The 25,177-nt window shown below is 66.9% G+C and carries 25 protein-coding genes; 16 read left to right on the plus strand and 9 right to left on the minus strand.

The genetic code is table 11. From position 1 onward, the window contains the following. Nucleotides 1–21 precede the first annotated feature (21 nt). Genes L6D75_RS00360 through L6D75_RS00370 form a run of 3 tightly spaced genes read left to right on the plus strand, consistent with a single transcriptional unit; the run spans nt 22 to nt 2,908 of the window. Nucleotides 22–1,371, plus strand: a complete 1,350-nt coding sequence (locus tag L6D75_RS00360; protein ID WP_176516410.1) for an MFS transporter — start codon at nt 22–24, stop codon at nt 1,369–1,371. Continuing rightward, complete coding sequence (locus L6D75_RS00365; protein WP_176516412.1) at nt 1,368–2,108, plus strand: SDR family NAD(P)-dependent oxidoreductase; 741 nt, start codon at nt 1,368–1,370, stop codon at nt 2,106–2,108. The genes L6D75_RS00360 and L6D75_RS00365 overlap by 4 nt, the downstream gene beginning before the upstream one ends. Further along, nucleotides 2,105–2,908 (plus strand): sugar phosphate isomerase/epimerase family protein, encoded by an 804-nt coding sequence (locus tag L6D75_RS00370; protein ID WP_176516414.1) that lies wholly within the window; start codon nt 2,105–2,107, stop codon nt 2,906–2,908. Before L6D75_RS00365 ends, L6D75_RS00370 begins: the two co-directional genes overlap by 4 nt. On the opposite strand, the gene L6D75_RS00375 is transcribed toward L6D75_RS00370, so the two are convergent. From L6D75_RS00375 to L6D75_RS00385, 3 genes are read right to left on the minus strand one after another with little or no spacing between them, the layout of a single operon-like run. Beyond that, on the minus strand, nt 2,898–3,371 hold the full coding sequence (locus L6D75_RS00375; protein ID WP_176516415.1) for a YMGG-like glycine zipper-containing protein: 474 nt from the start codon (nt 3,369–3,371) through the stop codon (nt 2,898–2,900). The genes L6D75_RS00370 and L6D75_RS00375 overlap by 11 nt on opposite strands. Nucleotides 3,372–3,417: 46 nt before the next feature. Then, nucleotides 3,418–4,941 carry an MDR family MFS transporter gene (locus L6D75_RS00380; RefSeq protein ID WP_176516417.1) on the minus strand — a complete coding sequence of 508 codons (1,524 nt, stop codon included), beginning with the start codon at nt 4,939–4,941 and terminating at the stop codon, nt 3,418–3,420. Nucleotides 4,942–4,943: 2 nt separating this feature from the next. Next, complete coding sequence (locus L6D75_RS00385; RefSeq protein WP_176516419.1) at nt 4,944–5,606, minus strand: TetR/AcrR family transcriptional regulator; 663 nt, start codon at nt 5,604–5,606, stop codon at nt 4,944–4,946. A 255-nt stretch (nt 5,607–5,861) separates the two neighbouring features. Here L6D75_RS00385 and L6D75_RS00390 point away from each other — a divergent pair, with 255 nt between their 5' ends. From L6D75_RS00390 to L6D75_RS00410, 5 genes are all read left to right on the plus strand, one after another. Further along, nucleotides 5,862–6,182 carry a hypothetical protein gene (locus L6D75_RS00390; protein WP_176516421.1) on the plus strand — a complete coding sequence of 107 codons (321 nt, stop codon included), beginning with the start codon at nt 5,862–5,864 and terminating at the stop codon, nt 6,180–6,182. A 202-nt stretch (nt 6,183–6,384) separates the two neighbouring features. Beyond that, nucleotides 6,385–6,981 carry a paraquat-inducible protein A gene (locus L6D75_RS00395; protein WP_176516463.1) on the plus strand — a complete coding sequence of 199 codons (597 nt, stop codon included), beginning with the start codon at nt 6,385–6,387 and terminating at the stop codon, nt 6,979–6,981. Further along, the gene (locus L6D75_RS00400) at nt 6,978–7,622 is read left to right on the plus strand and encodes a paraquat-inducible protein A (RefSeq protein ID WP_176516423.1); all 645 of its coding nucleotides are present in this window, start codon (nt 6,978–6,980) and stop codon (nt 7,620–7,622) included. The genes L6D75_RS00395 and L6D75_RS00400 overlap by 4 nt, the downstream gene beginning before the upstream one ends. Next, entirely contained in the window at nt 7,606–9,246 is a 1,641-nt protein-coding gene (locus tag L6D75_RS00405) for a PqiB family protein (protein WP_176516425.1), read from the plus strand. The genes L6D75_RS00400 and L6D75_RS00405 overlap by 17 nt, the downstream gene beginning before the upstream one ends. Nucleotides 9,247–9,273: 27 nt before the next feature. Then, nucleotides 9,274–9,816 carry a PqiC family protein gene (locus tag L6D75_RS00410; protein WP_176516427.1) on the plus strand — a complete coding sequence of 181 codons (543 nt, stop codon included), beginning with the start codon at nt 9,274–9,276 and terminating at the stop codon, nt 9,814–9,816. A 24-nt stretch (nt 9,817–9,840) separates the two neighbouring features. Here L6D75_RS00410 and L6D75_RS00415 read toward each other — a convergent pair whose 3' ends face one another. Genes L6D75_RS00415 through L6D75_RS00425 form a run of 3 tightly spaced genes read right to left on the minus strand, consistent with a single transcriptional unit; the run spans nt 9,841 to nt 13,907 of the window. Continuing rightward, nucleotides 9,841–11,184, minus strand: coding sequence for a c-type cytochrome (locus tag L6D75_RS00415; protein WP_176516429.1), 1,344 nt, complete (start codon nt 11,182–11,184; stop codon nt 9,841–9,843). Between the two features lie 18 nt (nt 11,185–11,202). Continuing rightward, a complete protein-coding gene (locus L6D75_RS00420; RefSeq protein WP_176516431.1) occupies nt 11,203–13,452 on the minus strand; it encodes a xanthine dehydrogenase family protein molybdopterin-binding subunit in 2,250 nt (749 codons plus the stop codon). Continuing rightward, entirely contained in the window at nt 13,452–13,907 is a 456-nt protein-coding gene (locus L6D75_RS00425; protein ID WP_176516433.1) for a (2Fe-2S)-binding protein, read from the minus strand. The genes L6D75_RS00420 and L6D75_RS00425 overlap by 1 nt, the downstream gene beginning before the upstream one ends. A gap of 296 nt (nt 13,908–14,203) precedes the next feature. Between L6D75_RS00425 and L6D75_RS00430 the strand changes: the two genes are divergently transcribed. Further along, nucleotides 14,204–16,390, plus strand: coding sequence for an OsmC domain/YcaO domain-containing protein (locus L6D75_RS00430; RefSeq protein ID WP_176516435.1), 2,187 nt, complete (start codon nt 14,204–14,206; stop codon nt 16,388–16,390). Between the two features lie 126 nt (nt 16,391–16,516). Here L6D75_RS00430 and L6D75_RS00435 read toward each other — a convergent pair whose 3' ends face one another. Continuing rightward, a complete protein-coding gene (locus L6D75_RS00435; RefSeq protein ID WP_176516438.1) occupies nt 16,517–16,816 on the minus strand; it encodes a hypothetical protein in 300 nt (99 codons plus the stop codon). Between the two features lie 178 nt (nt 16,817–16,994). On the opposite strand from L6D75_RS00435, the gene L6D75_RS00440 reads away from it, so the two are divergent. The 4 genes from L6D75_RS00440 to L6D75_RS00455 all read left to right on the plus strand — a co-directional run bounded on the left by L6D75_RS00440 (nt 16,995) and on the right by L6D75_RS00455 (nt 20,064). Beyond that, complete coding sequence (locus L6D75_RS00440) at nt 16,995–17,423, plus strand: DUF2231 domain-containing protein (RefSeq protein WP_176516440.1); 429 nt, start codon at nt 16,995–16,997, stop codon at nt 17,421–17,423. Beyond that, on the plus strand, nt 17,420–18,712 hold the full coding sequence (locus L6D75_RS00445) for a PQQ-dependent sugar dehydrogenase (RefSeq protein WP_176516441.1): 1,293 nt from the start codon (nt 17,420–17,422) through the stop codon (nt 18,710–18,712). The genes L6D75_RS00440 and L6D75_RS00445 overlap by 4 nt, the downstream gene beginning before the upstream one ends. A gap of 148 nt (nt 18,713–18,860) precedes the next feature. Then, nucleotides 18,861–19,439 (plus strand): hypothetical protein, encoded by a 579-nt coding sequence (locus L6D75_RS00450; protein WP_176516443.1) that lies wholly within the window; start codon nt 18,861–18,863, stop codon nt 19,437–19,439. A gap of 106 nt (nt 19,440–19,545) precedes the next feature. After that, the gene (locus L6D75_RS00455) at nt 19,546–20,064 is read left to right on the plus strand and encodes a DMT family transporter (protein ID WP_176516445.1); all 519 of its coding nucleotides are present in this window, start codon (nt 19,546–19,548) and stop codon (nt 20,062–20,064) included. Here the strand turns inward: L6D75_RS00455 and L6D75_RS00460 are convergent, their stop codons facing one another. After that, the gene (locus tag L6D75_RS00460) at nt 20,065–20,973 is read right to left on the minus strand and encodes a LysR family transcriptional regulator (RefSeq protein ID WP_176516447.1); all 909 of its coding nucleotides are present in this window, start codon (nt 20,971–20,973) and stop codon (nt 20,065–20,067) included. A gap of 199 nt (nt 20,974–21,172) precedes the next feature. On the opposite strand from L6D75_RS00460, the gene L6D75_RS00465 reads away from it, so the two are divergent. From L6D75_RS00465 to L6D75_RS00475, 3 genes are all read left to right on the plus strand, one after another. Continuing rightward, nucleotides 21,173–22,387: a YeeE/YedE family protein gene (locus tag L6D75_RS00465; protein WP_176516449.1), complete on the plus strand. Its 1,215-nt coding sequence runs from the start codon at nt 21,173–21,175 to the stop codon at nt 22,385–22,387. 105 nt (nt 22,388–22,492) lie between these two features. Then, the gene (locus L6D75_RS00470) at nt 22,493–23,467 is read left to right on the plus strand and encodes a quinone oxidoreductase family protein (RefSeq protein ID WP_176516452.1); all 975 of its coding nucleotides are present in this window, start codon (nt 22,493–22,495) and stop codon (nt 23,465–23,467) included. Nucleotides 23,468–23,494: 27 nt separating this feature from the next. Then, complete coding sequence (locus L6D75_RS00475) at nt 23,495–24,412, plus strand: LysR family transcriptional regulator (protein ID WP_176516454.1); 918 nt, start codon at nt 23,495–23,497, stop codon at nt 24,410–24,412. 48 nt (nt 24,413–24,460) lie between these two features. Here L6D75_RS00475 and L6D75_RS00480 read toward each other — a convergent pair whose 3' ends face one another. Beyond that, nucleotides 24,461–24,790, minus strand: coding sequence for a hypothetical protein (locus L6D75_RS00480; RefSeq protein WP_236193318.1), 330 nt, complete (start codon nt 24,788–24,790; stop codon nt 24,461–24,463). Nucleotides 24,791–25,177: the final 387 nt, after the last annotated feature.

The following is a 25,177-nucleotide window of genomic DNA, read 5'->3' on the forward strand; positions in this document are numbered from 1 at the left end:
AATAACAACAGAGCATTTGTCATGACTGTCGAACAGCACCTTGGCCAAGGCGTGCTAGACACGCCCGCACGCCTGCAACAAAGGACCCGCACCCGCTTCATGATCCTGGCGTTGATCTCCGGCGGCACCATGATCAACTACCTGGACCGCAGCGTGATGGGCATCGCAGCCCCCAGCATCAGCGCCGACCTGGGTTTGAACGCGGCGTTGATGGGGGTGATCTTCTCGGCGTTCTCCTGGACCTACGCCGCCGCGCAGATACCCGGCGGCATCCTCATCGACCGCCTCGGCACCAAGTTCACCTACTGGCTGGCGCTGACCCTGTGGTCGTTGTTCACCGGCCTGCAAGGCCTGGCCCAGGGCTTCTTGTCGCTGCTGGGCATGCGCTTTCTGGTGGGCGTGACCGAAGCGCCGTGCTTCCCCACCAACAGCCGCGTGGTGGCGACCTGGTTCCCGCAGAGCGAGCGGGCCCGGGCCACGGGCATCTACACCTTTGCCGAGTACACGGGCCTGGCGTTTCTCACGCCCTTGCTGTTCTGGCTGCTGCACGCCTACGGCTGGCGCTTTCTGCTGATGGCGGTGGGCCTTCTGGGGGTGCTGTATGGCCTTGTGTGGTGGCGCAAGTACCACGAGCCGCATCAATCCACCTCTGCCAACCGCGCCGAGCTCGACTACATCGCCGCCGGCGGTGGGGTGGTCGATGGCGGGCAGAAGGCCACGGTGTTTCGCTGGTCGCAGATCCCGGCGCTGCTCAGGCACCGCAACATGCTGGGCATCTGCCTGGGGCAGTTCGCCTGCAACTCGACCAACGTGTTCTTCCTGACCTGGTTCCCCACCTACCTGGTCACCGAGCGGCACATGCCCTGGCTCAAGGTCGGCTGGGTCGCGGTACTGCCTTTCATCGCCGCGTCCCTGGGTACCCTGGCCGGCGGCTGGCTGTCGGACGCCTTGCTGCGCCGTGGCTACTCGCTGAACCTGGCGCGCAAGCTGCCGGTGATCGCCGGCCTGCTGAGCGCTTCGGTGATCGTGCTGGCCAACTACGTGCAGTCCGATGCCTGGGTGATCGCCATCCTCTGTGTCGCCTATTTTGCCCAGGGCATGTCGGCGCTGGCCTGGATGATCGTTTCCGATATCGCCCCCAAGGGGCTGCTGGGCCTCAGTGGCGGGCTGTTCAACCTGTTCGCCAACGCCGCCGGCATCGTCACCCCGCTGACCATCGGCCTGATCGTCAGCGCCACGGGTTCGTTCGTCTGGGCCCTGGCCTTCGTGGCCACCATCACGGCGCTGGGTGCGCTGTGCTACCTGTTCATGGTGCGCGACCTGCGTCGCCTGCCGGATCTCCCCTGTGTCGAAAATGGAGCAAGACAATGAGCCAAACCCTGCAAGGGCAAACTGCAATCGTCACCGGCGGCATGCGCGGCATCGGCCTGGCCATCGCCCAGCGGCTGCACAGCGCAGGCGCCCAGGTGGTGATCTGGGACCTGGCGGTCGATGGCTGGGACAGCACTGCCAATGGCTTCGAGCCGGTGCTGCGCCAGGCGCTGGACGTGGCCTCGCTGGCCTCGGTGCAGGCGGCGTTCGCCCAGGTGCTGGAGCGCCTGGGGCAGGTCGAGATCCTGGTCAACAATGCCGGCATCAACGGCCCGGTGCTGCCGTGCTGGGAGTACCCGCCTGAGGCCTGGGACAAGGTCATCGCCGTTGACCTGAACAGCGTCTTCTACTGCTGCCGCACAGCGATCGCGCACATGCGCGAGCGCGGTTTCGGGCGCATCGTCAACATCGCTTCGATGGCGGGCAAGGACGGGGTGCAGTACATCTCGGGATACTCCGCGGCCAAGGCCGGGGTCATCGCCTTCACCAAGGCGGCAGCCAAGGAGCTGGCGCAGGACGGCGTGCTGCTCAACTGCATCGCCCCGGCCATGGTCGAAACCCCGCTGATGGCCGAGATGACCGCAGAGCACATCGCCGCCAGCAAGGCCAAGATCCCCATGGGGCGGTTTCTCAAGGCCGAAGAGATCGCCAACATGGTGGCCTGGGTCGCCGGGCCGGAATGCAGCTTCACCACCGGCTTCGTGTTCGACCTCAGCGGCGGCAGGGCGACCTATTGAGAACCCTGGCGGTAGCGCACCTGACGGCCTTGGACCTGGCCCCCGCGGCGCTGGTGCGCGAGGCCGGCCGGGCAGGCTTTGGCGCCGTCGGGCTGCGCCTGCACCCGGTACAACCGGGGGCGCAGGCTTACCCGCTGGTGCCGGGCAGCCAGGCGCTGGGGGAGCTCAAACGGGTGATGGCGGGCGAGGGCGTGCGGGTTGCCGATATCGAATTCGTTGCGCTGACACCCGAGGTGCGGGTTGCCGAGCTCCACCCCTTGCTCGCTGCGGGTGCCGAGCTTGGCGCGCAGAGCCTCACGGTGTCCGGGGACGACCCGGATGATGCGCGGCTGACCCAGCATTTCGCGGCGTTGTGCGAGCTGGCCCGTGGCTACGGGCTGCGTGTGGACCTCGAGTTCATGCGCTGGCGGCCGGTGGCCACGCTGCAGCACGCGGCGGGCGTGGTAACTGCAGCCGGGCAGGGCAACGCAGGTGTGTTGCTCGATGCCTTGCACCTGTTTCGTTCAGGGGGTGGGGTGGCAGACATTGCCCAGGTGCCTGCGGGTTACCTGCGCAGCGTGCAACTGTGCGATGCGCCGTGGCAGGCGCCGATGGATGCGCTGATCATCGAGGAGGCCCGGGAGGAGCGGTTGTTGCCGGGGCACGGGCAACTGCCATTGGCCGCGTTGCTGGCGGCGTTGCCAGCGCAGGTGCAGATCAGTGTCGAAACGCCCTCGCGGGGGCGTGCTGATCACCAGCGCCTGCGCCAGGCACATGATGCCACCTGTGCCTGGCTGTTTGATCGCGCCCTTAAGGGTTGACCTGGTAGCCACGCCCCTGCAGGCAGCCGCTGTTGGCACTGGCGTATGCCGAGCTCTGTGCCTGGCCCTGGTCGCGCCGGTCCTGGCGGCGCTCCTGGCGCTGGCGCGCGCCGCCGACCACGGCCCCGGCGGCGGCTACTTCGCCGGCGCGGTTCTGGCGATACTGCTGCTTGGCATCGTCGCTGGCGCGATCGTAGATCGCTTCGTGCTGGTTGCCGCGCACCTGCGCACCTACAGCGCCCGCCGCAGCGCCCGCGGCCGCGCCTTTGACCCGGCCACCAACATGCGGGCTGGTGCTGCCGCCGGCACTGTTGGCGGCATTGCTGGCCACGGTGTTGCAATCATTGATATCGAGCTGCATCTGCTGGCTGCTCTGGCCCTTGAGCGGTACCACCGACTGGGCCTGGACTGCCGGCGCTGCCAAAAGCAGCACCAGCAGGTAACGCCACGAGCGCGCATGCATGGCACACCTCCACTGGATAGAAACCGCATCACTCAGAATAGTTGGGTCACGGGGTAGCTGCCGAACGCAGCGGCACTTCGCGCAGCAGCCAGGACAGCGCGAACGCCACGCTGGTAACAACCGCTGCCACCAGGAACACCCCATGCATCGCCCCGGAAAACGCCTGCAGGTAGGCCTGCTGCAGCGGCGCGGCCAGTGCGTGCACGGCCGTGGGCGACAGGCTCGCGGGGCCGCCGGGGGTGGCGGCGAAATCGCCGGACAGGCTGTTGAGCAGCGAATGGGAGAACAGCGCGCCGAACACCGACACGCCGACCGAGCCGCCAATCGAGCGGAACAGGGTCGCGCCCGAGGTGGCCACGCCCATGTGGCGCCGTTCCACGCTGTTCTGCACCGCCAGGATCAGCACCTGCATGACCATGCCCAGGCCTGCGCCCAACAGGCCCATGTACAGGTTCAACAGCAGCTTTGGCGTGTCCAGCTCGAGCCGGCTCAACAGCCCCAGGGCAATCACCTGCAGCAAGGTGCCGACGATCGGGAAGATCCGGTAGCGCCCCCAGCGGCTGATCAGCCGCCCGGTAATGGCCGACACCACCAGCAGGCCGCCCATCAACGGCAGCATCTGCAAGCCGGCACTGGTTGGCGTGGCGCCCTTGACCACCTGCATGTACAGCGGCAGGAAGGTCACCGAACCGAACAGCGACACCCCGACGATCAGGCCGATCAGCCCGGCCAGCACGAAGGTGCGGTGGCGGAACAGGTGCAGCGGCATGATCGGCTCGGCGGCGCGGCGTTGCTCGAAGATGAAGCCGACCAGGCCGATGACCGCGAACAGCGCCAGGCACAGGATGTCCAGCGACGCCCAGGGCACCAGGCTGCCGCCAAGGCTGGTGATCAGCACCAGCGAGCCCAGGGTCACGGTGAGGAAGAACGCGCCGATGTAGTCCACCACGTGCTTGACCGGCGCCACATGCGGGCGGAACACGCCGCCGATGACCAGCACCGCCAGCAGGCCCAGCGGCAGGTTGATGAAGAAGATCCAGTGCCACGACAGGTGCTCGACCAGAAAACCGCCAATCAGCGGCCCGACCACGGTCGCCAGGCCGAACACACCGCCGAACAGGCCCTGGTAGCGGCCACGCTCGGCGGGCGGGATGACATCGCCGATGGCGGCCATCGCCACCACCATCAGGCCGCCACCACCCAGCCCCTGCAAGGCGCGGAACAGGATCAGCTGGGTCATGTCCTGGGCCAGGCCGCAGAGGGCCGAGCCGAGCAGGAACAGGGCAATGGCGATCTGCAGCACGCGCTTGCGCCCATACAGGTCGCCGAACTTGCCATACAGCGGCACCACCACGGTCGAGGCCAGCAGGTAGGCGGTGACCACCCAGGACAGCCAGCGCAGGCCGCCCAGGTCGCTGACGATGGTCGGCAGGGCGGTGGAGACGATGGTCTGGTCGAGGGCGGCGAGGAACATCACCAGCATCAAGGCGCCGAGCAGCCAGGGGAGGGAAGCCTTGGGCGCGTCGGCGGCGAGGGGTGGCATCTCGGATTGGGAGGCGGGTGCGTTCATGTTCACTGGGCCTCGCCCTGGGCGTACTGGCGCCCGGTGGCCTCAAGGCCCGCCAGCGCGAAGTGGTACAGGTGGTCGCTGACCTCGTCGGCCGGCATGCCGAGAATCTCGTGCAGGGCGCTGGAGGTGCCGCGCGGGCCGATCAGCAGCATCGCCCAGGGCGCAGTGACGCAGAGGATGCAGCGGGTCAGTGCGGGCGCCTCCAGCGGGATGGCGGTGATCTCGCTGAACAGGCCCTTGAGCAGTGCCAGCTTCAGCGGCGTGCCGGCCTGCAGGTGGGCCTGGCCGTGCGGGCTGGGCGCCAGCACTTCGGCGGCCAGCACGCGCAGGTGCCAGTTGTTGCGCACCTGGGTGGCCTTGCTGACCACCAGCTCGATCAGCTCGCGCAGCCGTTGCGTTGGCGGCTGCTGGCCGAGGGTGATGCGCTGCAGGTCGGCGATGTCCAGGAACCGCCGGCGGGCCTCATCGAGCACCGCCAGGTAAAGGCCGTTGCGGCTGCCGAAGTGGTAGTTGATCGACGCCAGGTCGACCTCGGCCTTGGCCGCCACCGCCTTGTTGCTGGCTTCGGCGTAGCCGACGGCGGCGAACAGTTCACCGGCTGCCTGCAGGATGCGGGCACGGGTGGCTTCGCCATCCTTGCGGGGTTCACGCTGGGTAATCGCCATGGTCTGGTTTCCTTGTAGGGATGTGCCGAGCCTGGGTCAGATTTAACTTAAATTCAATTTAAATTTAGTGATGACGACGAAAGGCACCCGCGCACGGCAAAGCCGACCGGATGGCGCCCGCCACTAGGGCCAGAGGCTTCACCTATGGTATACAAGCGGTTACCGCTACCATCATCGTCCGCCACCTGGAGGCGTCGACGCATGGCTGGTGATGTTCATGCCTTGCTGCCCTGATTGAGAAACGGAGATTCGCCGATGACCGCCACCGACCGTCTGAGCCTGCTGCAATTCGAGCACCTGGGCCTGGACGATGTTGCCGCTGCCGAATTCAAGATCGCGCTCAAAGCATTGCGCGACCTGGCGCTGGAAGACCGCTACGAACACCACGCCGCCCTGCACCTGGGCGACATCGCTGACGCCGAAGACCGCCAGCAACTGGAAGAGGCCCGCAACTGGGGCATCGGCTTCCTGCAAGGGGTGACCTGTGCCAAGGGCCTCTCCCAGGCCCAGACCGACGGCCTGCGCCGGGTCTTCCAGACGGCGGCCGAACGCACCCTGGCACGTATCCGCAGCTGATCCGCGCTTCGCCCGCACGGCGAGGGCAGGGTATCGATGATCAGGTCGATGCCCTGGCCTCGCCGTTTTGCCATCTCCGCCCGCAATTCGTGTTCCTTCCCTGCACAAGTACATTTTCCTACTAGGCTTGCACCTGTCAGCGTGCAGGAAGGCCTGGAATGACTGCTTGTTACAAGACTGTCCTCAGGGAAACCACATGAGCATGAACGGGCCCGGCAACCTGGTCATCTGCGAATACTGCGATGCGGTGTACGCGCGTGCGCCCGTGCAGCGGCACCAGCGTGCGCTGTGCCCGCGCTGCGGCGGCGTGCTGTACCGCCATACCAGCCTCAGCGTGCAGCAGCGCCTGGCACTGAGCGTCACCGGCGCGGTGCTGCTGGTGTTCGCCAACCTCTACCCGATGATGACCATCGGCATGCAGGGGCTGACCAACTCGGCCACCCTGTGGGATTCGGTGCTGATCCTGAGCAGCGGCAGCATCACCTTCATCGCCCTGGTGATGGCCCTGGCCGTGATCTTCGCCCCCGTGCTGCAAATCGCCTTGTTGTGCTGGCTATTGAGCTTCGCCCTGGCCGGCCGCCGGGCGCCCGGGTTTGCCCTGTGCATGCGCTGCCTGGAGGGCCTGCGGCCCTGGAGCATGCTGGAAGTCTGCCTGCTGGGCGCGCTGGTGGCCGTGATCAAGCTGGCCGGCCTGCTCGATGTGATCCCCGGCATCGGCCTGATCGCCCTGGCCGCACTGAGCATGCTCATCATCTATATCGCCGGGCGCGACATCCGCGACCTGTGGGAGCTGGTATGAGCACACCGCTGCAGGCCGAGGACCTGGGCCTGTGCCTGTGCCACGGCTGCGGCCAGGCCTGTGACCTGCGCGACGGCGCGCACACCTGCAACCGCTGCGGTGCGCCGCTGCACCCGCGCAAGAGCAACGCCATCAGCCGCGGCTGGGCCTTTCTGCTGGCGGCGCTGGTGTTCTACATCCCGGCCAACCTGTTGCCGGTCATGCACACCGAAATGCTCGGCAGCGGCAGCGACAGCACCATCGGTGGCGGGGTGCTGGAGTTCTGGGAAGCCGGCGCCTGGGACATCGCCCTGATCATCTTCATCGCCAGCATCGGCGTGCCGGCGGTGAAGTTCTTTTCCCTCGGCCTGCTGCTGTTCACCGCCCAGAGCGGCTCGCGCTGGGCGCGCCGGCAGCGCTCGCAGCTGTACCGCGCCGTGGAGCTGATCGGCTACTGGTCGATGCTCGATGTGATCGTGGTGGCGCTGGTGGCTGCCCTGGTGCAGTTGCGCGGCCTGGGCACCATCGAGCCGCGCCCGGGCATCCTGTTTTTCGGCATGGTGGTGGTGCTGACCATGTTTTCGGCAATGAGCTTCGACCCACGCTTGATCTGGGACGACCCTGGCAACGACGGAGGCGGCACCGATGGCGCAAGCGAGTGACAACCGAGAAGGCCCAGGGCAGGCGCAGATTCGTACCCGGCGCTGGAATGTATCGCTGGTGTGGATCGTGCCGATCCTGGCGATCCTGGTCGGCGCCTCGCTGGTGGTGCGCAACTGGATGCAGCAAGGGCCGGTGATCTCGATTTCGTTTCCTTCCGGCGAAGGCCTGGTGGCGCACAAGACCCAGGTCAAGTACCGCAGCGTGGTGATTGGCGAGGTGACCACGGTGGACCTGGCCGAGGACCACAAGAGCGTGCTGGTCAAGGTGCAGCTGTCCAACGATGCCAAGTCGTTCGCCACCGAAGGCGCGCGCTACTGGGTGGTGCGCCCGCGGATTGGCGCCGGGGGCATTTCCGGGGTGGATACGCTGTTGTCGGGCAGCTTCATCGGCGCCGATGCCGGTGAATCGAAGGCGCCGGCAAAAAACTTCACCGGCCTGGACCTGCCGCCGCCGATCACCTATGGCGAGAAGGGCAAGCGCTTCAAGCTCAGCGCCAGTGACCTGGGTTCGCTGGATATCGGCTCGTCGATCTACTACCGCAAGATCCCGGTGGGCGAGGTGGTGTCCTTCAACCTGCAGGAAGATGGCAAGGGCGTGGAAATCGGCGTGTTCGTGCAGGCGCCCTACGATGCCTTCGTCACCGACGACACGCGCTTCTGGAACGCCAGCGGCGTCGACATGCAGATCGGCGCCAATGGCCTGAAGGTCGATACCGAGTCGCTGTCGTCGATCCTGGTGGGCGGGCTGGCATTCGGCTCGCCCGACTTCGCCCCCGACGCCCACCCCGCCCAGGACCAGGCGCAGTTCCAGCTGTTCGCCGACCGCGAAACGGCGCTGTCGCCGCCCAACGGCCAGGCCCAGTACCTGCAGCTGCGCTTCGACCAGGCCATGCGCGGCCTGTCGGTGGGCGCGCCGGTGGAGTTCAAGGGGGTGGAATTCGGCAAGGTCACCTCGATCCAGCTCGACTACGACCCGGTCAAGCAGAGCTTCCCGGTGGTGGTCGATGCGGTGATCTACCCGCAGCGCCTGGGCCCGGTGCACCAGAAGATGCTCGGCGTGTTCAAGCAGACCCCAGGCGACATGGCCGGCGCCCGGCGCCTGATCGGCACCTTCGTCGAGCACGGCCTGCGGGCCCAGGCGCGCAGCGGCAACCTGATCACCGGGCAGATGTTCATCTCCCTGGACTTCTACCCCGATGCGCCCAAGGTCACCTTCGACATGGCGGCCGAGCCGATCGTCATCCCCACGCTGCCGGGCAGCCTGGAAAAGCTCCAGGAACAGTTGCAGCACTTCATCGCCCGTATCAGCAAGTTGCCGCTGGAGAGCATCGCCAACAACCTCGACGGCAGCCTGCGCGACCTGCGCGCCAACCTCAAGCAGTTCAATGGCCAGACCTTGCCTGGGGTGAAAACCACCCTGGACGAGATCCACAAGACCTTGCAGACCGCCAACGCGGCGATCTCCGAGGACTCGCCGCAACGCGAACGGCTGGGCGAGACGCTGGACGAGCTGGAACGCATGTCGCGCTCCTTGCGCGACCTGTCGGACTACCTGGGCCGCCACCCTGAATCGCTGATTCGTGGCCGGCCGAAGGCGGCCGGTGCAGACAACCTGAAACCTTGAGGGCGCAGGCCAGAGGAGTGCCACCCGATGCATCGAATGCGCAACCTGTGTGGGGCCGCTGTGCTCACGCTGCTGTGGGGCTGCAGCAGTACGCCGAACAACTACCACACCCTGGTGCCGGCCCAGCCGGTGAAGAGCGGCGGCCAGCCGGTGCTGGTCGGCCGGGTGGTGCTGCCGCCGCAGGTGGACCGCCCGCAATTGGTGGTGCGCCAAGGTGCCAGTGGCCTGGCGATTCTGGAAACCGAGTGGTGGGGCGCCAACCTGGTCGACGAGTTCCGCAGTGCCCTGCAGGACCTGCTGGGTGGCCCGGCCGCCGGTGCCAAGGCGCTGCTCAGGGTGGATGTGCAGCGCTTTGACAGCGTGCCCGGGCAATACGCCGCGCTGGACACGCTGTGGCGCCTGAAACGCCCGGGCGAGGCCGAGCTGACCTGCCGCACCGCGGTGCAGACGCCGGCCGACAACAGCATCAACAGCCTGGTCAACGCCCAGCAGGCCAACCTGCGCAAGCTCGCCGAAGCCGTGCGGGCGGCGGCGGTGCCTGGCAGAAGCAGTTGCCCGTCCCTGCAATGACCCGGTCGCTGGCCGGCTGGCGGCTCAGCGCATGTGCAGGATGATCGGGCTGCTGCTGGCCGGGTCGGTATGCCCGCGCAGCTTGCCGACGGCCTTGGCCTGCACCGCGCCGCCATGGTTGCCCCAGGTGCTGCGCACGAAGCTCAGCACCTCGGCAATCTCCTGGTCCGACAACTGCTCGCGGAAGGCCGGCATGCGGTAGGCATCCGGCAACCCCGCCGCGACGATGCGTTGCGAGCCATTGAGGGTGATGTTGATGGCCGAGGCATCTTCCTTGGCCAAGGCCGAGGTGGCGCCGGCCAGCGGCGGCATCCATTCGCGCTGGCCCTTGCCGTCCAGGCCATGGCAGGTGGCGCAGCGGGTCAGGTAGGTGTGCGCGCCGGGGCGGTCCAGGCGCTCGCCAGCATCAGCCTGGTACTGCCAGGGCGTGCCGTCGCGCCCCGGGTCGCCCGGCAGCGACTTGAGGTAGCGGGCGATCGCCGCCAGGTCGTCATCGGCCATGAACTGGGTGGAGTTGTTGAAAGCCTCGGTCATCGAACCGAACACCACCGCGTGCTGGTTACGCCCGGTCTTGAGAAACTGCACGATCTGCGCCTCGCTCCAGCGGCCCAGGCCGGTGTTGTGGTCGGTGCGCAAGCTGGGCGCGTACCAGCCGTCGAGCAAGGCGCCGGCGAGGAAGGACGCGCCGGCTTCGTCCAGGGCCTTTTCGTTGAACGCCAGGCCACGTGGGGTATGGCAGCTGCCGCAGTGGCCAGGGCCCTGGACGATGTAGGCGCCGCGGTTCCACAGCGCGTCCTGGCCCGGCTTGCCGGCGTAGGGCGTGGTGGGGGCGAACAGGCCGTTCCACAGGGCGATGGGCCAGCGCAGGTTCAACGGCCAGGGAATGTCGCTGGGGATGTTGGCCTGCTGTGCGGGCTGCACGCCGTGCATGAAGAAGGCATACAAGGCGCGCACATCGTCATCGCTGAGCTTGGCGTAGGAGGGGTAGGGCATGGCCGGGTACAGGCGCTTGCCGCCCGGCGCCACGCCATGGCGAACCGCGCGGTCGAAGTCGGCCAGGCTGTAGGCGCCGATGCCGGTGGCGCGGTCGGGGGTGACGTTGGTGGCGTGGATCGCGCCCAGCGGGGTGGCCATCTGCAGCCCGCCGGCAAACGGCTTGGCGCCGGGCAGGCTGTGGCAGGCCACGCAATCGCTGAGCCTGGCCACATACTCGCCACGGCTGACCAGCGCCGGGTCGGGGCTGGCGGCCTGTTCGGCGGCAAAGGGCGAGGCGGGCTCGCGGGTCACGTACCAGGCCAGCAGGCCTGCGGCGAGCAGGCAGGGCACTGCCAGCCAGCCCAGGGTCGTTGCCAATCGGCGTTGGGTCATGGGGCCGTCCTTGTCCGGTCAGCTGAAGGTATAGCGGCTCAGGGGCAGGCTGCGGATGCGCTGTCCGGTAAGGTGCGCCACCGCATTGGCCACCGCCGGCGCCACCGCAGGCAGCGGCGGCTCGCCGATGCCGCCCATCTTCTCGCCGCTTTCGACGATGCGCACATGCACCCGGGCCATGCGCGAAGCCGGCAGGATCGGGTACAGGTCGTAGTTGCGCGCACGCGGCTTGCCGTCCAGGTACACCGCCTCCTCGACCAGCGTCTGCGACAGGCCCAGGGCCACGGCGCCGTTGACCTGGGCTTCGATGATCGCCGGGTTGACGATGCTGCCGGGGTCGATGGCCTGCCAGATGTCGTGCACCTTGACCTGGCCCTGTTCGATCGACACCTCGGCAATCACCGCCGCCTGGGAGCCGAACGGCGAGGCCATGGCCACGCCGCGGGCGCGCTTGCTGCCGTCCTCGGCGGTGAACGGGCCGCGCTTCCAGCCACCGGAGAGCTCACCGACCGCATTGAGCAGGGTGGTCAGCCGGGGGTTGTCGCGCAGCAGGTGCAGGCGCAGCTCGAAGGGGTCCTTGCCGCCCTTGTCGGCCAGCTCGTCGAGAAATGCCTCGTAGAAGAAGTCGTTCAGCGAGTTGCCGACCGAACGCCAGTAGCCGAGCATCGCCGGGCCTTTCACGTAGATCTGCGCGATGCGTTTGTTGGCGATGGCGTAGGCCTTGCCCGACAGGCCTTCGAGGGCGGTGGGGTCGATCTTTTCGCCTTGCTTGCCAGCCAGGGCTTCGGTCGGCCCCTCGGTGGCGCTCACCGCTTCCAGGGCCACGGGCAGGCCGTCGGCATCCAGGCCTGCGCGGAACTTGACCACGGCCACCGGGCGCAGCACATCACGCAGAAACTCCTCCTCGCGGCTCCATATGAGCTTCACTGGCCGGCCCACGGCCTTGGCCAGGGCGATGGCCTGCGGGTAGGGGTTGGCCGAGTCATACAGGAAGTGGCGGCCAAAGAAGCCGCCGAGCAGCGGTGAGTGCAGGGTGATCTGCGCAGGGGCCAGGCCCGTGCGCTTGGCGATGTCGTCGCGGAACATGTCCGGTGCCTGGTTCGGCAGCCACACCTCCAGCGAGCCATCGGGGTTGAAGCGCGCCAGCGCCGAGGGCGGCTCCAGCTGGGCGTGGTTGAGGTACTGGTTGTGGTAGGTGGCCTCGACCTTGGTCTTGGCATTGGCCAGCGCGCCGTCCACATCCCCTTCGTGTTCATCGTCGCGGGCCGGGCCTTGCTGGGCCGCGAGATGATCGCGCCAGGCGTCGCTGGAAAAGTCCGCCGGCATGGCGCGCACCTGGCTGTCTGCGGCCGGTTCCTGCCAGTCGACCTGCAGCGCTTCGACGGCGCGCTTGGCATGCCACCAGCGTTCGGCCACCACCGCCACGGCGCCGGGTAGCTGGTGCACCGAGTGCACGCCCGGCAGGCCCTGCACCTGGTCCTGGTTGCGCACGCTGCCCACCGTCATGCCCAGGCGCGGGGCGTGTTGCACGGCGGCGTGGAGCATGCCGTCGAGCTTGATGTCGATGGTGTACAGGGCCTTGCCGGTGGACTTGTCGTAGGCGTCCACGCGCCGCACCGGCTTGCCGATCCAGCGGAACTGGCTAGGGTCGCGCAGCTTGACGCTAGCAGGGTCCGGCACCGGCAGGTCCATGGCGCGCCCGGCCAGTTCGCCGTAGGCCAGCGCCCGGCCCGAGGCGCTGTGCAGCACCTTGCCAGGTTCGGTGCTCAGCTCGCCCAGCGGCACGCCCCATTGATCGGCGGCCGCCTGCATCAGCATGGCCCGGCACAGGGCACCGAGGCGGCGCATGGTCGGGTAGCTCATGCGCACCGACATGCTGCCGCCGGTGATGCGCATGCCGTTTTCCATCACCACGTAGGCTTCACCGGGCGGGGCGCTGTCGACCAGGAAGGTGGCCGGGTCGGCGTCCAGTTCTTCGCCGACGATCTGCGCCATGGCGGTGTAGGTGCCTTGCCCGCCCTCCATGAACGGGCACAGCAGGCGCACGCTGCTGTCGGGGCGGATTTCCAGGAACGCCGGCACCTGGGTGCCGCGTTCGGTGGCGCTGGCGGTGGCCGCCTGCACCCGAGCGCTGCCCAGGGGCAGCCCGAAGCCCAGAACCAGCGCGCCGATCGCGGTGCCGGCCACGAAGCGCCGGCGCGACAGGTTGACGGCGCCGCCCACGGGCAGGTCGAGCAGGCTTGCGGGGGTGTCGAAGGGCGCGTTCATCAGGCCTTCTCCCCTTGGGCCAGTGCGTGCACGGCGGCATGGATGGCGTTGTAGGTGCCGCAGCGGCACAGGTTGACCATCGCCGCGGCAATCTGCTCGTCGCTGGGGCTGGCGCTGTGCTTGAGCAGCGCCGTGGCGGCCATCACCTGGCCGGACTGGCAGTAGCCGCACTGGGCCACCTGGTGTTCGACCCAGGCGGCCACCACGCGCTTGCCCACGGCGTCGGCCTCGATGGCTTCGATGGTGGTCACCTCGCGCCCGACCACGCCTGCCACCGGGGTGACGCAGGCGCGCACCACGTTGCCGTCCACCAGCACCGAACACGCGCCGCACTGGGCCAGGCCGCAGCCGTACTTGGTGCCGGTCATGCCCAGGTCGTCGCGCAGCACCCACAGCAGGGGCGTGTCGGCTTCAGCCTCGACCTGGTAGGTCTGCTGATTGATTCGAAGTTCCATGGCTCACCTGCTGATCATCGGTTGTCGTCGCCTGGGGAATACGTTGTCCCCCAATCTAGAAACGCTAGCACACAGCTGAAACCATTCGTCTGGCGGGGGCTGCAGGTTCAGAGGATCAGGCAAGCAATCCGGCGGAATGCGCAAATAGGTGGCGGCCCCATCGCCGGCAAGCCGGCTCCCACAGAGGCTGCAGCGCGCTTGAAGCCGGCGGTGCCGACAAACAGGACTTCCAGCGGAAAAACCCGGATAATGCCGGCCAAATTTCGTTTTGCACGCTCAAATCACGGTAATCCCGCATGGAAATCAAGGTCAATTTTCTCGACAACCTTCGTCTTGAAGCCAAGTTCGACGACTTCACGGTGATCGCCGACCAGCCGATCCGCTACAAGGGCGATGGCTCGGCGCCGGGGCCGTTCGACTATTTCCTTGCCTCCTCGGCGCTGTGCGCGGCGTACTTCGTCAAGCTGTACTGCCAGACCCGCGATATCCCCACCGAGAATATCCGCCTGTCGCAGAACAACATCGTCGACCCGGAGAATCGCTACAACCAGATCTTCAAGATCCAGGTCGAGCTGCCCGAAGACATCTGCGAAAAGGACCGCCAGGGCATCCTGCGCTCCATCGACCGCTGCACGGTGAAGAAGGTGGTGCAGACCGGCCCCGAATTCATCATCGAACAGGTCGACAACCTCGACGCCGATGCCCAGGGCCTGCTGATGCCGGTGGCCGACACCAGCACCTACATCCCCGGCAAGGACCTGCCGCTGGAGCAGACCATCGCCAACATGTCCGGCATCCTCGCCGGGCTGGGCATGAAGATCGAGATCGCCTCGTGGCGCAACATCGTGCCCAACGTCTGGTCGCTGCACGTGCGCGATGCGCAGTCGCCGATGTGCTTCACCAACGGCAAGGGCTCGACCAAGGAGGCCGCGCTGGCCTCGGCGCTGGGCGAGTTCATCGAGCGGCTGAACTGCAACTTCTTCTACAACGACCAGTTCTGGGGCGAAGAGATCGCCAACGCGCCGTTCGTGCACTACCCCAACGAGCAGTGGTTCAAGCCCGGCCCCAAAGACGCGCTGCCGGCCGAGATCCTCGATGAGTACTGCCTGGAAATCTACAACCCGGACGGCGAGCTGCGCGGCTCGCACCTGTACGACACCAATTCGGGCAACACCGAGCGCGGCATCTGTTCGCTGCCGTTCGTGCGCCAGTCCGATGAGCAGGTGGTGTACTTCCCGTCCAACCTGATCGAGAACCTGTTCCTCAGCAACGGCATGAGCGCCGGCAACACCCTGGCCGAAGCCCAGGTGCAGTGCCTGTCGGAAATCTTCGAGCGGGCGGTCAAGCGCGAGATCCTCGAGGGCGAGCTGGCCCTGCCGGACGTGCCGCAGCAAGTGCTGGCCAAGTACCCGGGCATCCTCGCCGGCATCCAGGGCCTGGAAGAGCAGGGCTTCCCGGTGCTGGTCAAGGATGCCTCGCTGGGCGGCGAATTCCCGGTGATGTGCGTGACCTTGATGAACCCGCGCACCGGCGGCGTGTTCGCCTCGTTCGGCGCCCACCCAAGCTTCGAAGTGGCGCTGGAGCGCAGCCTGACCGAGCTGCTGCAAGGGCGCAGCTTCGAGGGCCTGAACGACCTGCCGCAGCCGACCTTCGAAAGCCACGCGCTGACCGAGCCGAACAACTTCGTCGAGCACTTCATCGACTCCAGCGGGGTGGTGTCGTGGCGCTTCTTCAGTGCCAAGGCCGACTTCGAGTTCGTCGAGTGGGACTTCTCCGGCCACGGCGAAAACTCCAACAGCCAGGAAGCCGCGACCCTGTTCGGTATCCTCGAGAGCCTGGACAAGGAGGTGTACATGGCCGTGTACGACAACCTCGGCGCCACCGCCTGCCGCATCCTGGTGCCGGGCTATTCGGAGATCTACCCGGTCGAGGACCTGATCTGGGACAACACCAACCGCGCCCTGGGCTTCCGTGCCGACATTCTCAACCTGCACAGCCTCGACAACCGCGCCCTGCGCGCGTTGCTCAAGCGCCTGGACAACTGCGAGGTGGATGACTACACCACCATCACCACGCTGATTGGCGTGGAGTTCGACGACAACACGGTCTGGGGCCAGCTCACCATCCTTGAGCTGAAGCTGCTGATTTGCCTGGCGTTGAAGCGTTTCGAAGATGCCAAGGAGCTGGTCGAGGCGTTCTTGCAGTTCAACGACAACACCGTCGAGCGCGGCCTGTTCTACCAGGCGCTGAACGTGGTGCTGGAAGTGCAGCTGGACGATGAGCTGGAAATGGCAGATTACGAGGCCAACTTCCGCCGCATGTTCGGCAACCCGCGCATGGATGCGGTGCTGGGCTCGGTGGACGGCAGCGTGCGCTTCCATGGCCTGACCCCGACCAGCATGAAGCTCGAAGGCCTGGACCGCCATCTGCGCCTGATCGAGAGCTACAAGAAGCTGCACGCTGCGCGGGCCAAGGCGGTCTGAGGCGACCTGGCGGGCCTCATCGCCGGCAAGCCGGCTCCCACCTCACCTGTAGGAGCCGGCTTGCCGCCGGTGTGTGGGAGCCGGCTTGCCGGCGATGAAGCCGCCACAGACAAACCCTTAGTCGGGCTAGTTCTTGCACTTGGCCATGACCACCTGGCAGGTGTTCGGCGTACCGCCCGAGCGCCCCGCATAGCGAATGCAGTTGTTCATCGACTTCTGCCTGGCAATGCTCAGCGTATTGCCCCAGGCCAGCCCCCCTTCGCCCGTGGTCGGCACCGCCTTGGCAAAGCAGTTGGAGCCAGGCGCCGCCGCGTACTGGCGCGCCTTGCTGCCCTTGCTCGAACACCCGGCCGCCAGCACCAGGGCCAGGGCGAGCAGGGCATGCGCGGCCCATTGCGCGTAGGGGGGAGCGGTGCGAGCGGTCATGCCAGTGTCTCTGTCAGGGGGAGGGTTAATGCTTTCAGGATATGTCAATCAAGCCAAGCGGTGAACTTATCGGATGACTTGGCGATCCGTTGCTAAGCGCACCCCTGCGCAGGCCTGATGGACCGGGCAACCGCGCCCACGCCATCAGTTCCGGGTCACTGACTGATAAGGAGGCGCCGTGACCGCTACCGAGCAAACCCTCTACCGATGCACGCCCAGCCCACTGCATGCGATTCTGCTGGCCGGTACGGTGCCGCTGTTCCTCGGCGCCTTGTTGAGTGACATCGCCTACTTCAAGAGCTACCAGATCCAGTGGAGCAACTTCGCCGCCTGGCTGATCGCTGGCGGGCTGGTGTTCTGCGGCCTGGCGCTGTTGTTCGCGCTGGCCAACCTGGTTCGTGCCCCGCGCAAGGCTGGCCGCCCGACGTTGTATTTTTTGCTGTTGCTGGTGACCTGGGTGCTGGGGCTGGTCAACGCCTTCGAGCACGCCAAGGATGCCTGGGCCGTGATGCCGGCGGGCCTGGTGCTGTCGCTGATCGTCACCGTGCTGGCCTGCGTCGCCGCGTGGCTGGGCATGAGCAACCTGCGTTCGGGAGGTGTGGCATGAAGCCTTTGCAGGCGTTGCCCGTGTTGAGCGTGGCGCTGTTGTTGAGCGCCTGTGGCGGTGACGGCGAGGCCACCCAGGCGCTCGGCCCGGACCCGAAATTGCCGGCCCCGGAACGTGGGCTGCTGCCGAGCATGAAGATTGCCCAGCCGGCGCAGTGGGGCGAGCACAAGCCCAGCGTGCCCGAGGGCTACAGCATCACGGCCATCGCCACCGACCTGAAGATCCCGCGCCAGAGCCTGGTGCTGCCCAACGGCGACATCCTGGTGGCCGAGGGGCGCGGCGGCAATGCCGCGAAACTCAAGCCCAAGGACGTCATCGCCAGCCAGATCAAGGCCAAGGGCAACACCTCGGTCAAGGGCGGCAATCGCCTGACCTTGCTGCGCGATGCCGATGGCGATGGCACCTACGAGCTGCAGACCGTCTTCGCCGAAAACCTCAATGCGCCCTATGGCCTGGCCTTCGCAGGCGGCAAGTTGTACGTGGCCAACCAGGATGCGCTGGTGCGCTTCGACTACCAGGAGGGCCAGACCAAGGCCAGCGGCGCGCCGACCAAGGTCACCGACCTGCCCGGCGAGATCAACCACCACTGGACCAAGTCGTTGGCCATCAGCCCCGACGGGCGTTACCTGTACGTGGGCATCGGCTCCAACAGCAACATCACCGAGCGCGGCATGGAGGCCGAGGTGGACCGGGCCATGGTCTGGCAGGTCGACGCCGCCAGCGGCGCGCACCGGCCCTACGCCACCGGCCTGCGCAACCCCACGGCACTGGCGATCCAGCCGGGCAGCGGGCAGCTGTGGGCGGTGGTCAACGAACGCGACGAGCTGGGCCCGGACCTGGTGCCGGACTACCTGACCTCGGTGCGCGACGGCGCCTTCTATGGCTGGCCCTACAGCTACTGGGGGCAGAACGTCGATGAGCGGGTCAAACCGCAGAACCCGGCCAAGGTGGCCGCCGCGATCAAGCCCGACTACAGCCTGGGTTCGCACGTGGCCGCGCTGGGCGTGGGCTTCTCCCTGCCGGCCATGGGCGAGCGCTTTGCCGACGGCGTGTTCGTGGGCGAGCACGGCAGTTGGAACCGGCCGAACCCGGTGGGCTACAAGGTGATCTTCGTGCCGTTCAGCAACGGCAAGCCAGCCGGCGAGCCGATCGACTTCGCCACCGGCTTCCGGGGTGAGGACGGCAAGACCCGCGGCCGGCCGGTGGGCGTCACGGTCGACCCGCGCGGGGCGTTGATCATCGCCGATGACCTGGCCAACACCGTGTGGCGGGTCACCCGCAACCGCTGAGCCTGGCGCAGGCTGCGTGGCAGCGCAGCGATCTGCTGCCATGCAGCCTGCGGCAGATCAATGCCAGGCGCGGATCAGCGACTATGCTTGTTTGCGCGTGAACTTCTCACGCACACGACTCCGGTCTTGAACACAGGGAAGCAGGCCTATGAATTCTCTTTGCACACTCGCACGTGCCGTTGCACTTGCAAGCTTGGTCGCCACTGCCAGCATCAGCGTGCAGGCGGCGGATATTCCGATTGCCAGCGAAGCACTGGAAAGCCATGTCAAAACCGAGGTCACGGCCATCGACCAGGCCAACCGCCAGGTGACGGTCAAGGGGCCGCACGACAAGCCTGTGACCTTCCAGCTGACGGAGAAGGCCAAGGCCTTGCCCAACCTCAAAGTGGGCGACCAGGTCGACATCTACGTCACCCGCGCGGTGGCCTATGTGCTCAACACCGACGTTGGCGGGGCGACCAAGGCCAGCGAAGAGTCCGGCACCATCCGCGCCACCAAGGACAACCCGAACCCGGGCGGCGAGGCATTCCGCCAGGTGAAGGTGACTTCGCAGATCAAGAAGATCGACCTGAAGACCCACGAAGTGAGCCTGCTGCCGCCTGAAGGCAAGTTGCAGGTGGTGAAGGTCGAGAACCCAGACCTGCAGGCACGCATGAAAAACCTCAAGGTCGGCCAGACCGTCGATGCGATCTATACCGAAGTGCTGAGGGTGGAAACCTCGCGCTAAGCGCGGCTATTCATCTGACGAATAAGCAGGGTGCACCGTTTCGATTTCCATTCACCCTGTCAATTCACCCATGATGCACTCATCCGTTCTTGCGATGAGTGCATCCATGTCCAACAAGACCCTCCTGCTCAGTTTTCTTCCGCTGCTCATGGCCCTGTTCGCGGGGGCAGTGCTGCCATTCCAGGCGGCTGCCAATGCCACTGTCGGTCGTGCCCTGGGGCACTGGCTGTGGGGGGCGTTCACTTCGCTGACGGTCAGCTCCCTGGTGGTCATCGCCGCGCTGCTGATCCTGCGAGTGCCGATGCCCGACCTGGGCAAGGCGCTGCAAGGCCCCTGGTGGCTGTGGATCGGCGGCGTGCTGGGCGCCTTCTACGTGGCGGCTGCCGCGGCGTTGATCCCGCGCCTGGGGACCGCAGGTTTCCTGGTGCTGGTGGTGGCGGGGCAGATCATCACCTCGGTGGTGGTCGACCACTTCGGCCTGATGGGCGTGCCCAGCAAGCCGATCAACCTGGCCAGGGTGGCCGGTGTGGTGCTGATCCTGGCGGGGGTGTTTCTGGTGCAGGGTACCTGGGCGTCGAGCCCGGCAGGCAGTGGCGCGGTCGTGGCCAAGCAGCCGGAAGGCTGATTACTGGCCGGGTTGGCTGCACGCCCACACGGCCTCGCGCAACCAGCGGTGGCCGGGGTCGCTGTCCTTTCGCCTGTGCCAGGCCTGTTGGTAGGCCAGGGCAGGGATGGGCAGCGGCGGGGTGAACGCACGCAGCGTCTTGTACGGGCGCAGCGGGCCGACGGCGCGCCTGGCCACGGTCAGCACCAGGTCGGTGCCGGCGAGCACCTCCACCGCCGCGCTCCAGTGTGGCAACGCCAAGGCGATGCGCCGGCGCATGCCGCGCTCGGCCAGGGCGCGTTCGATTTCGTCGTGGGCATCGGGGCGCATGGCCATCAGCACATGCGGGCGGGCCAGCCAGTCGTCCAGCGCCAGGCCGCCCTTGGCGGGCAGTACCTGGCGGTCGGCGACGCTGATGAAACTGTCCTCGAACAGGGTTTGCGCGGTAATGGCCGGCGGCAGTTCGGGGAAGATGCCCAGCGCCAGGTCGAGTTCGCCATCGAGCAGCTGCGCGAGCATGGTCTCGCGGCTGGCCTGGCTGATGGCCAGGTCGACCCCCGGCGCCACCCGGCGTAGGTAGCGCACCAGCGGCGGCAGGATGATGCGCGAGGAATAGTCGGACAACGACAGGCGAAACCGCCGCTGCGCCAGGGCCGGATCGAAGCGCGGGGTGGCGAGCAGGCCGTTGAGGCTGCCCAGGGCATCCTGCAGCGGCTTGGCCAGGGCTTGGGCACGGGCGCTCAGGGCCATCTGGCCGTTCTGGCGAATCAGCAGCGGGTCGTCGAAATGCGCGCGCAGTTGTGCCAGGGCATGGCTCACCGCCGGCTGGCTGCGGTGCAGGCGCAGTGCGGCGCGGGTGACGTGCCGTTCGCTGAGCAGGGCATGCAGGGCCAGCAGCAGGTTGAGGTCGATCTTGCGCAGTTCATCCATGGGGCGAATGGCCTGGTGGCTTTGGCGAAGGTGTTATCAGCCTAACAGATATGTTGGCCCCATCGCCGGCAAGCCGGCTCCCATAGGTAGCGCACCGAACCTTGTGGGAGCCGGCTTGCCGGCGATGAGGCCAGAACAGGCACAAAAGAAACCCACGGCGCTATAATCGCCGCCCGTTTCACTGTATCCGAGCACTCCAATGGGTCTTTCCGCCACTGCCACACCCGAACCGCGCCGCCTGGGCGCACCCTTGATCGCCCTGGCCCTGCTGTTGGCCGGCGCCTGGTTCCTCAACCTCAATGCCGGTTTCAAGCAGGTCTTGCTGCTGATCGTCGGCGCCGCCCTGGGCCTGACGCTCTACCACGCCGCCTTCGGCTTCACCTCGGCCTGGCGGGTGTTCATCAATGAACGCCGCGGCGCCGGCCTGCGCGCGCAGATGGTCATGCTAACCCTGGCCGTGCTGCTGTTCTTCCCGGCACTGGCGGCAGGCAACCTGTTCGGCAACCCGGTCACCGGGCTGGTGGCGCCGGCCGGGGTGTCGGTGGTGTTCGGCGCCTTCATCTTCGGCATCGGCATGCAGCTGGGCGGCGGCTGCGCCTCGGGCACGCTGTTCACCGTCGGCGGCGGCAACGCGCGGATGCTGGTGACCCTGTTGTTCTTCATCATCGGCTCGGTCACCGCCACCCACCATGCCGACTGGTGGTTCGCCCTGCCATCGTTCCCGGCCACCTCGATCGTCCAGGCCTGGGGCGTTGCGCCGGCCTTGCTGGCGAGCGTCGCGGTGTTCGCCCTGATCGCCTGGGCCACCGTGGTCCTGGAAAAGCGCCGCCATGGCGCCCTGGAAGCACCGGCCAGCAGCGAGCACCAGGGCCTGCGCCGCTTCCTGCGCGGCCCCTGGCCCCTGCTGTGGGGCGCCATCGCCCTGGCGCTGCTCAACTACGCCACCCTGGCCCTGGCCGGGCGCCCTTGGGGCATCACCTCGGCCTTCGCCCTGTGGGGCGCCAAGGCCCTGTCCAGCTTCGGCGTGGATGTCGGCAGCTGGGTGTTCTGGCAGGCGCCAGCCAATGCCAAGGCGCTGGCCTCGCCGCTGTGGCAGGACATCACCACGGTCATGGACATCGGCATCGTGCTCGGCGCATTGCTGGCGGCAGGTCTGGCCGGGCGTTTCGCACCGAGCCTGAAGATTCCGCTGGCGTCGCTGGTCGCTGCGGTGATCGGTGGCCTGCTGCTGGGTTATGGCTCGCGCCTGGCCTATGGCTGCAACATCGGCGCGTACTTCAGCGGCATCGCCTCCGGCAGCGTGCATGGCTGGTTGTGGCTGCTGGCGGCCTACTGCGGCAACGTCATCGGCGTGCGCCTGCGCCCGCTGTTCTTTGCCGGCGAGCGCCGGCCGGTGGCACTCACCGGCTGCTGAGCAACTGCTTCACCGGGTGCAGGAATCATCTGCACCCAGCCTGATTGTTCGATTCTTGGCTGCTAATTAGCCTGAGCGGGTCTACCCACTCTCAAGGAATCGAACATGGCCACCCGTATCGTCCTCAGCGCCACCGGCGGCGCCGACGTCCTGCAGTTGCAAGCGCTGCAGGCCCAGCAGCCTGGCCCCGGCCAGGTCTGGCTGGAACAGCGCGCCATCGGCGTCAACCCTCTCGACATTCTGCAACGCAAAGGCGCCGCGCCACTGGCGTTGCCTTCGGGCCTGGGGCTGGAAGGCGCCGGGCGGGTCATGGCGGTGGGCGAGGGGGTGTTCAACGTGCAGCCAGGTGACCGGGTTGGCTACGCCACCGGCCCGGTCGGGGCTTACGCCAGCGGCCGCCTGTACCCGGCAGAGCGCCTGGTGAAGCTGCCGCCGGGGTTGAGCGAGGAAGCGGCGGCGGCGGTGCTGTTCAAAGGAATTACCGCGCAGTACCTGCTCAAGACCACCTACCCGGTCGGGCCGGGCACCCAGATTCTGCTTTATGGCGCCGCTGGCGCGCTTGGCCAGTTGCTGGCGCCGTGGGCATCTCATCTGGGGGCGACCGTGATTGGCGTGGTTTCGCGGCCGCAAAGCGTTGCCCGGGCGCAAGCAGCGGGGTGCCAGCATGTGCTGGTATTCGACGCCGCCACCCTGGCCGGCCAGGTGCGTGAGCTGACCCAGGGGCAGGGCGTCGATGTGGTGTACGACTGCGTGGGCAAGGCCTCGCTGCAGGCTTCGCTCGACAGCTTGCGCCCGCGCGGGTTGCTGGTGTCGTTCGGCGGCACCTCGGGTGCGCCGGCGCCTGTCGAGGTGGCCACGCTCAATGCCAAGGGCTCGCTGTACCTGACGCGGCCTTCGCTGGCCGCGCATACCGCGACCCCCGAGGCGTACCAGCAGCGCGCCAGCGATGTGCTGGCGGCGGTCGCCGAGGGTATCATCCGGCCCACGGTGTGGCGCCGTTACCCATTGGCCGAGGCGGCCAGGGCCCATGGGGACCTGGAGCAAGGCCTGTCGCAAGGGGCGCTGGTACTCACCGCCTGATTGCCGATCTCGCCACCGAGCCTTGCCATGGACGCCTTTGACAGCCGCCGCGCCGATGAACTCGCCACCTTGCTGGCCCTGCACGAACAGGGCTCGTTTGCCGCTGCCGGGCGCCAGCTGCAGCGACACCCCACGGTGCTGTCCAAGCGCCTCGGCGCCCTGGAGCAGCGCCTGGGCATCCGCCTGGTGGAGCGCACTACCCGGCAACTGCGTTTCACCGACGAGGGCGAACGGCTGGTGACGCGTGTGCGCGAGGCCAACCGCTTGATCGCCGAGGCCGAGCAAGAGGCTGCCGAGGGCGCGGCGGCGGTGCGCGGGCGCTTGCGCCTGGCATTGCCGGCGGCCATGGGCCGGCGCTGGCTGAGCGGCATGCTGGCCGATTTCGTGCTGGCCTATCCGCAGGTGACGGTCGAGGCCGAGTACGCAGACCGCTTCGTCGACCTGGTGGGCGAGGGTTTCGATGCCGCCATCCGCATCGGTGAACTGGCCGACAACCGCCTCGTGGCCACTCGGCTGTGCGACCACCTGCGGATTCTGTGTGCCTCGCCGCAGTATTTGGCACGCGCGGGAGAACCCGAATTTCCCGCACAGCTATCGCAGCACAATTGCTTGGGTTTCAGTGGTTTACGGTCATTTCCTGAATGGCGACTCACCCGTGGAAACGAAGGCGTGAGCGTCAAGATCAGTGGCTCGTTGCGCGCAAACGACAACGAGGCCCTGCTGGAAGCGGCGCGGCGTGGTGTAGGGATTCTTGCTGGTGGCGACTGGCTGATGGTCGAGGACATTGCCGCCGGGCGCCTGGTGCGGGTATTGCCGCAATGGCAGCTGGATGTGGCAGCGGGCATCTACCTTGTACGCCCCACGGCACGCCTGAATACGGCGGCCATGGGGGCGTTCAAGGAGTGGTTGCAAGCGCGCTTCAAGGATGGCGCGCCATGGAGGTAGCTAGAGTAAGTGTTAGAAAAGCCTGCTAACTAGCGGATTCAAAAGGATTTAACGTTTGGCAATTGCATGCTGAACGCACTGTTCATAGTAGGTCTGCTTGATCGCGGGCGGCTTCAGTTGCGAGCGGCTGTTGTAGGTCTGCTCGGTAATGCCGAAGGCGGTCATGCGCATCCATGGCTTGGCGAACTTGCGCGCCTGCAGCTTGTTGCGCGTGGCGTACAGGGTAACCCCGGAAAGCTTGGCCTGCTGGGCCTCGGCGGCGATCTGCGAACCCCAGTTACAGACCTGGCGATCATTCTGGCTCAGCGTCCTGGCGTGGGCGCCGAAAGCGGTCGAGACCAGCATGCAGCCGGCCATCGTTGCTAGAAATACCCGCATGTTGCTGTCCTAAGCATCTGAAGATGAAAGGAGTTTGCCTCTGCTTGCGCAGGCTGGGGGCCAGTATTTTGCCGCAATGGTGGTGGCGATCCGTAAGCGAAGTGCCAGTGGCCTGCCGTGATATTGCGGGGTGGCGGACATCGCGCGCCGCCCGCGCGGCGCATCGCGGATAAATCCGCTCCCACATTTGTTGCAACGTGCCACGGTCTGTCAGGCCATGGTTGTCCGCTTTTGGTGCCCGCCGAGAAACCGCGTCGTGCCACCAAGGCTGGCAACCATGGCCTATCAGGCATAGGCACGTTGCAACAAATGTAGGAGCGGATTTATCCGCGATGCGCCGCGCGGGCGGCGCTCGGTCTCACAGGCACCCACGATTTCACGACAACC

Origin of the sequence: Pseudomonas faucium, from assembly GCF_021602585.1 — a bacterium.
GTDB classification, from domain to species: domain Bacteria; phylum Pseudomonadota; class Gammaproteobacteria; order Pseudomonadales; family Pseudomonadaceae; genus Aquipseudomonas; species Aquipseudomonas faucium.